This is a genomic window from Dyella sp. (genome assembly GCF_036568765.1).
Classification (GTDB): domain Bacteria; phylum Pseudomonadota; class Gammaproteobacteria; order Xanthomonadales; family Rhodanobacteraceae; genus GSA-30.
This window is the reverse complement of the sequence record NZ_DATCRY010000173.1, coordinates 1-7,119: the sequence shown is the minus strand read 5'-3', so window position 1 is coordinate 7,119 and position 7,119 is coordinate 1. Positions and strand designations below refer to the sequence as shown.

The 7,119-nt window shown below is 61.7% G+C and carries 6 protein-coding genes and 2 pseudogenes; 3 read left to right on the top strand and 5 right to left on the bottom strand.

Going from position 1 to position 7,119, the window contains the following annotated elements:
- Positions 1-631: DUF4139 domain-containing protein (locus VIM98_RS12125; RefSeq protein ID WP_414650213.1), on the top strand; the 631-nt coding region annotated here is incomplete at its 5' end.
- Between the two features lie 140 nt (positions 632-771).
- Entirely contained in the window at positions 772-1,527 is a 756-nt protein-coding gene (locus VIM98_RS12120) for an enoyl-CoA hydratase/isomerase family protein (protein WP_331993366.1), read from the top strand.
- Between the two features lie 162 nt (positions 1,528-1,689).
- On the opposite strand, the gene VIM98_RS12115 is transcribed toward VIM98_RS12120, so the two are convergent.
- From VIM98_RS12115 to VIM98_RS12105, 3 genes and pseudogenes are all read right to left on the bottom strand, one after another.
- Positions 1,690-2,538: a sulfurtransferase gene (locus VIM98_RS12115; protein ID WP_331993365.1), complete on the bottom strand. Its 849-nt coding sequence runs from the start codon at positions 2,536-2,538 to the stop codon at positions 1,690-1,692.
- Positions 2,535-3,328: pseudogene (locus VIM98_RS12110) on the bottom strand (CoA pyrophosphatase). Before VIM98_RS12110 ends, VIM98_RS12115 begins: the two are co-directional and overlap by 4 nt.
- A 55-nt stretch (positions 3,329-3,383) precedes the next feature.
- Positions 3,384-4,100 (bottom strand): FKBP-type peptidyl-prolyl cis-trans isomerase, encoded by a 717-nt coding sequence (locus VIM98_RS12105; protein WP_331993364.1) that lies wholly within the window; start codon positions 4,098-4,100, stop codon positions 3,384-3,386.
- A 133-nt stretch (positions 4,101-4,233) separates the two neighbouring features.
- Between VIM98_RS12105 and VIM98_RS12100 the strand changes: the two genes are divergently transcribed.
- Positions 4,234-5,016: an enoyl-CoA hydratase/isomerase family protein gene (locus VIM98_RS12100; RefSeq protein WP_331993363.1), complete on the top strand. Its 783-nt coding sequence runs from the start codon at positions 4,234-4,236 to the stop codon at positions 5,014-5,016.
- 104 nt (positions 5,017-5,120) lie between these two features.
- On the opposite strand, the gene VIM98_RS12095 is transcribed toward VIM98_RS12100, so the two are convergent.
- Both VIM98_RS12095 and mutL read right to left on the bottom strand, forming a co-directional pair.
- The gene (locus VIM98_RS12095) at positions 5,121-6,062 is read right to left on the bottom strand and encodes a DUF1684 domain-containing protein (protein WP_414650212.1); all 942 of its coding nucleotides are present in this window, start codon (positions 6,060-6,062) and stop codon (positions 5,121-5,123) included.
- A gap of 109 nt (positions 6,063-6,171) precedes the next feature.
- A pseudogene (gene mutL / locus VIM98_RS12090) lies at positions 6,172-7,119 on the bottom strand (DNA mismatch repair protein MutL); the annotation flags it as partial.

The following is a 7,119-nucleotide window of genomic DNA, read 5'->3' as shown; positions in this document are numbered from 1 at the left end:
CCGCCAGTACACCCTGCCTCATCCCGTCGATCTGCCCAACGGCAGCGTCACGCAGACACCCCTTTACGACGAACGCAGCCTCGACTGCGAGCGGACGGCGCTCTACGAGAACGGCAACTGGGGCGTGCCTTCGCAACCGATGATCGCATCGGGATACGACGTCGCCAACAATAATCAGATCACCCATACACTGACGTTCAAGGCCTTCGACAGCCTACCCGCGGGCTATCTGCGCGTGCTGGCCAGCGATCGCGACGGTACTCCGCAATACCTGGGCGAGGCCGGCATCGCCGATACGGCCAAGGGGCAAAGCGCTACGGTAACGCTCGGCAATGCCTTTGACCTTACAGCCAAGCGCGAACGTACGGCCTTCTCGGTCGATCGGGCCAATCGCCACATGGACGCATCGTTCAAAATCACCTTGAGCAATGCCGGCGATGCTCCGCGCGTGGTCACAGTGCGTGAACATCCGAATCGCTGGCACGAGTGGCAGCTTACGTCTTCGTCGATCAAGCCGAGCAAGCAGACCCCCGACACATTGGATTTCAAGATCAACGTGCCATCCAACGGCACGGCAACGCTTGAGTATTCCGTGCGCTATCACTGGTCGCCCGACATCACGCCGCAATAACACCGGATTCGGAAGCGAAGCCCCGATGGCTTCGCTTCCGGCCCCAACGTTTGAAACATTGCCTTGCTGCACCGCCTGTTGCATCGAAAGCCGTTTTGTCCGCCAATGGGCGTCTGTTCTCTGCCACTGACGGCATCGCCATGCTCAACATCATCGCTCACGACAACATCGTCGAACTCAACCTGGCGCGACCGCCGGTCAACGCGCTGAACCTCGAACTGCTCGACGCGCTTTGCACCGCTCATGACCGCGCCATTGCCGACGGTGCACGTGGCATCGTGTTATCCGGCGCGCAAGGGATGTTCTCCGCTGGCGTGGACGTTCCTGCCCTGCTGGGGCTCGACCGCGCCGGGGTGATGACTTTCTGGAGGGCCTTCTTTGCCACCTGCGCGCGCCTGGCGCGCTCGCCGGTGCCGGTAGTCGCCGCGATCACGGGCCACAGCCCGGCGGGCGGTGCCGTGCTATCGCTGTTCTGCGATTACCGCGTGATGGCCAATGGCCCCTACCGTATCGGCCTGAATGAAGTACAGGTCGGGCTCTCCGTACCGGAGTGCATCCAGCTCGCACTGCGTCGCGTCGTCGGGGCGTATCGCGCCGAGCGCCTGCTTATCGCCGGTGCGATGATCGAATCGGAACAAGCCCTGGCCTATGGTTTCGTCGACGAGCTGACCGCCGTCGACCAGGTTGTACCGCGTGCCTTGCATTGGTTGGGCGAATTGCTCGCGCTACCTTCCCGCGCCATGCTGACCACACGCACCACCGCACGTGCGGACATCGGCGCAGCCTTTGCCGATGTCGATGCCTTGCCGCTGGACGAGTTTGTCGATGGATTTTTCCATCCGCAGACACAGGCTGTTTTGCAGGCGCTGGTGGCGCGGTTGAAGAGCAAGGGTTGAAAGCGCGACTACTAATCTGATTAGGGCTGGGGAATGTCCAATAGTCTGCGCTGAGGGACTTTGCGGCGCTGCCCACTCACTTCCCCCGGCAAGCCAGGGGAGAAGGCTGGGTGAGGGGTAACGCTGCTACATCCGTCACCCAAAAGTATTTCAAGGATTCCTTTAGTCGCCGGTGGCTACCGGACGACTGCGGTCGCTAAGCCAGCCACTCCATGAAGGGGCATACAGGCGCGAGCCGTGCAAACCGGCATGCTCCATCGCCAGCAGGTTATGGCAGGCGGTGACGCCCGAACCGCACATATGCACCACGTCTTCAGGTCGATGCTCGCCCAGCACGGCCAGGAACTCCTCGCGCAGCACCTCGGCCGACTTGAAATAGCCGTGCTCATCAAGGTTGGCGGTAAACGGACGATTACGCGCACCCGGTACGTGGCCGGCCACCGGATCGAGCGGCTCGACCTCGCCACGGAAACGCTGAGTAGCGCGAGCATCGATCATCAGGCTTTCAGGCCTGGCACCGGGCTCGTACTCGAACAACACCTCGTCCGGATCGAAGCGCAGCGATACATGGGTAGACGCGCGCTCAGGCAGGCGTGTTTCCACCGGCTTGCCGGAGGCCAGCCATGCGGGATATCCCCCATCGAGCACGGCAACGTCACGCACCCCGGTCAGGCGCAGCATCCACCATAGGCGTGCCGCCGCCAGCGAACCGCTGGCGGCATCATAGGAAACGATCTGCATGCCACGCCGCCAGCCCCAACGCGCCAGCAGCGCGGCAAAGGCCTTCTCGGACGGCAATGGGTGTCGCCCCAGGCCCTGCGTCGAGCGCGACAGATCGGAAAGATCGGTTTCCAGATTCGCATAGACCGCGCCAGGGATATGCCCCTGGCGATAATCCATGTCGCCTTTGGTGCGATCGGCAAGATCGATACGGCAATCCACGATCAGCACATGCTCGGCGGGCAGCGCCGCCAGTGCTTCGACCGAAATCAGGGTGGTGTACAGCTTCATACTCGCCCAAGCCTCGTCAGCAGATTCAACAGCATCGCCGCTGTCGCCCCCCAGATCCGATGACCACCGTGCAGGAACTCCACCATAGCGCGGCTATGACCGCGAAAATCCATGGTGTAGCGACGCAAGTTGGCCGGCTCCAGGAAAAACGCCAACGGCACTTCGAAGATCTCCGCCACCTCGTCGGGCGCAGGGTAAAGCGGTGCATCGGCGGCGACCTTCGCCACCACCGGTGTCACGCAGAATCCCGAGATGGTTTCAAAACGATCCAGATAACCCAACGGCGCGACCGCTGCAGGATCCAGGCCGATTTCCTCATGGCTTTCGCGCAGCGCCGTGTGCACGGGGCTGGCATCGTCTGGATCCATGCTACCTCCAGGAAACGCCACCTGCCCCGCATGCGATTGCAAGCTGTCGGTGCGCACGGTGAGAATGAGTCGCGGCTGCACACCCTCGCGCACACCGACGAGCACCGCAGCTGGACGACGTGGCGCATCGCCAAGCAAGACGGCCATATCCGCATGGTTCCAGCCCGGCCCCGAGGGCGGCTGGCCCAGTGGTTGTAGTGCGGCCTGCCATTGGTCCCAGGCAATATCCATCAATCGACCTTGCGGGCAGGCAGAATCTCGCGCATGTAGTGAAGGCGCTCATTATCGCCCATACCCCGCCAGCGAGCGATTTCATCGCCCGTGCGCAGGCAACCTTCGCAATAGCCACGACTGTCCAATCGGCAAATACCGATGCAGGGGCTGGCAATCGGCGGGACGGCGGGAGCGGGATCGTTCGGCATAGATGGCGCATCTTAACGCATGCGCGATGCCCTACGCCGGGCACATAGCCCGTCTTTACGGCTGTTTTATGGCGAGCAGCTCGATTTCGAAAACCAGCGCCTCATTCGGACCGATACGCGGCAATGCACCGCCCTCGCCATAGGCCAGATTGGGTGGAATCACCACTTTCCAGCGATCGCCGACGTGCATGCGCGGAATGACGTCCTGCCAGCCGCGGATGACCTTGTCGACCATGAAGCTCACCGGGGCACCGCGCGCCCAGGTGCTGTCGAATTCGGTGCCATCGATCAACATGCCACGATAGTTGACTGTGACCATGCTGGTCACCGAGGGACTACCCGTACCTTCGCCCTTGCGTATCACCTGGTACTGGATACCCGAAGGCAGTTGCACCACGCCCGTCTGCTTGCCGTTGCGCTCCAGGTAATCGGCGCTCTTGCGCGCATTGGCCGCCGCGATGCGCTTGTATTCGGTCAGCGCGCGATCGTGCTCCTGCATATCGAGCGCTTGCAGCTGCTGATGCATCTCGAGCATGGGCACCGACGGTGGGCGCTTGCTGTATGCATCCTGGATGGCTTTCTGCATGGTAGCGATATCCACATCCGGATCGCCGGAAGCGAACTGGCTGCCAATCTGGTAACCAATGGCGTAGGACAGCTTGTTCTTGTCCAACTTCGCCGAGGAAGCGTTCGGCGGGACGGCACGATTCTGCGCATGCGCCAAACCTGCCAGCACGAACATGCCCAGAGCCAACCATCGCCAATATGTCATGCCGTCCTCCATCGCAACGCGCGAACCTTACCATGCCGGCGCATCCGGTGGCCCTAAGGCCGGACATGAGAAAGCCCGGTTCGGCAAAGGTTCCCGCTGCTACCATGCGCCCTTTAACCATTGGACATCCGCCATGGCCTATCGCAACCTCGAGATCAGCCACCGTGACGCCGTGCGCAACATCACGGTCAATCGCCCGGACAAGCTCAATGCGCTCAACCGCGAGACGCTCAACGAACTGACCCTGGCCTTCAACCAGGCCGCACAGGACGATGCCGTGCGCGTCGTGGTGCTGGCCGGCGCTGGCGACAAGGCCTTTGTCGCCGGTGCGGATATCGCGGAAATGAACGGCTACACACCGGTGCAGGCACAGGGGTTCTCGCGTGCCGGGCAACGCCTGATGTCGACCATCGAGCGGCTGGGCAAGCCGGTCATCGCACGCATTCAGGGCTTCGCACTGGGTGGCGGCATGGAACTGGCCATGGCCTGCCATCTACGCGTAGCCAGCGAAAAAGCCAAGTTCGGCCAGCCAGAAATCAATCTCGGCCTGATTCCTGGCTTCGGTGGCACGCAACGCCTGCTGCGCCTGGCCGGCCGCGCTGCCGCGCTGGAGCTGTGCCTGCTTGGCGCGCCGATCGATGCGCAGCGCGCATACGAACTGGGTCTGGTCAACCGTGTGGTGGCGCCGGAAACCCTGGACGAAACGGTGGCCGCCATGGCCAACCAGTTGGCAAACGCCGCGCCGCTCGCTGCCGCCGGCATCCTCGATGCCGTGTTGCAAGGCGGTGAAACCGGGATCGATCAAGGACTGGAATTCGAGACCCAGGCCTTTGCGCTGGCGTTTTCCACTGAAGACATGCGCGAAGGGACGAGCGCGTTTCTGGAGAAGCGCAAGGCGGCGTTTGTCGGACGCTGATGAAAAGCGGAGGTGGGAGATGGGTAGCGGGGACGCAAGTCCGTATTCATGCAATCAGCCCGAAGTTTCCAAAAAAAGCATTCCCGCTGCCCATCTCCCATTCATCAATGTTCCGAACCGCGATACTTCTTTTCTCCGGCAGTCACAGCGATATCCAACCGATTTTCCGGCGGAGCTAGCGGACACGTAGCATAGGGAGTGAACGCGCAAGGCGGGTTGTAAGCGCGATTGAAATCCAGCACCACTTTGCCGTCCTTGGGTAGCGCGGCATAGAGGAAACGTGCCGCGCCGTAGGTTTCCTTGCCCGATGTGCGGTCTGCAATCACGAAAAATAGCTCGCCACCGGGCTCTTCCTGGTAGGGCAAGAGTTCGAAGGTATGGCCGTCGCGCTGGAACACGGCCTTGCCGGGTACGTCGACTTTGTCGATGGTGCCAAGCACCGTGCCGATCTCCAGTTTATGTGGCGGATCGAATGGCACCCAATCGGCGACCACGCGCCAGGACGATTCAATGGGGTAGTAGTCCAGGCCGAGGAAATGCTTGCGCGTAGGCGCATCGGCATCCTTGATTCGCAGACCTTTGCGGCCGTCGCGTTCGATCACGAAGAAATTGGCCGTGCCGAACGCCACAGTGGTCGGCTTGCCCTTTTCGCCCGCCTGCACATCGTCGATCAGTCTGGCTTCGTGCTGTGTTTTGCCATCGATAGTCGCGCCGCTATTCTCGTCCAGCACGATCTTGGCCGTGCCATCGGCAGCCAGCGAAATCACACCCAGGTGTGCCGGCCCCACCTTCAGCACGATGTCGTTATCGGCGGCGCTGCCGACGCGGTTGTCGCCTTGATGCAACCAATCCAGGCCGACCAGGCTCAGCCAGCCGTCGGCCGCGGTCAGCCGGGCCAGGCGCTGCTGTTGCCATTGTTCGGCTTGCCGCGTCACTTCGGTAGCAGACGGTTCGGTCGATGACACCTTCGATGAAGCATTATGTTCGGCGTGCACTAGGCCCACTCCAAGACTCAAGAATCCCATCCACAGATGTCGGCGTAACATGGCACGTCCCCACAAATAAGCCCCACTCATCAGGCGTTTTGCAGTATGGACGTCCAAATACACGAGCCGCAAGGCTATGGCTTATGACTTCGAAACCGTTAGTTATAACCTACCGGCCACGCAGGAACAGCCGATCCAGCTCACCCAGGCTCAGCTGCGTCCAGGTCGGACGACCGTGGTTGCACTGACCTGAGCGCTCGGTCGCCTCCATCTCACGCAACAACGCGTTCATTTCCGGCAAGGTCAAGCGCCGTCCGGCACGTACCGAACCATGGCAGGCCATGGTCGAAAGCAATTCGTTCTCCAACTCCTGCAAGCGGCGCGAACTGCCGTGCTGAGCCAGTTCGCTCAGAACATCGCGGCATAATTGCGCCACGTCGGCCCCCTCAAGGAGCGCAGGAATACGGCGCACGACCACGCCTGCCGGGCCGCTGCGGGAAAGTTCGAGACCCCAGTCGGCCAGCGCCTCGGCATGTTCTTCGGCAGCAGCCGCTTCTTTGGCGCTTACCGATATCTGCAGCGGCACCAGCAGCAATTGCGAGCGAAGATTGCTTGCCGCACGGCCGGACTTGAGCTTTTCATAGGTAATGCGCTCGTGGGCCGCGTGCATATCCACTAATACCAGTCCTTGTTCGTTCTCGGCCAGGATATAGATGCTCTTCAACTGTGCGATGGCAAAACCCAGTGGCGGCGCAGCGTCATCGTCGCTCTCCGGCAATGTGGGTTGTACGCCGACGGATATCGTTTGCGTTGCCGGCCCTAACAAGGCCGCGTAGTCCGCAAGCGGCTCGTCGCGCACACCCAGACTAAGGCGGCTTTGGCTGAATTGTCCGGGCCATGCGGGCGCCGCCGCGCGAGGCGGTGCGGCATAGGCGGTAGCCGGGACACTGCCGGCAAGCATCGACAACCCGTCTTCGCCGGCCTGTGCATGACTCGCCACTTGCCCAGCACGTGTTTGCGCGAGAGCTTCATGCAAGCTGCGGAACAAGAAATCGTGCACCAACCGCTGTTCACGGAACCGCACTTCGTGTTTGGCCGGATGCACGTTGACATCGAC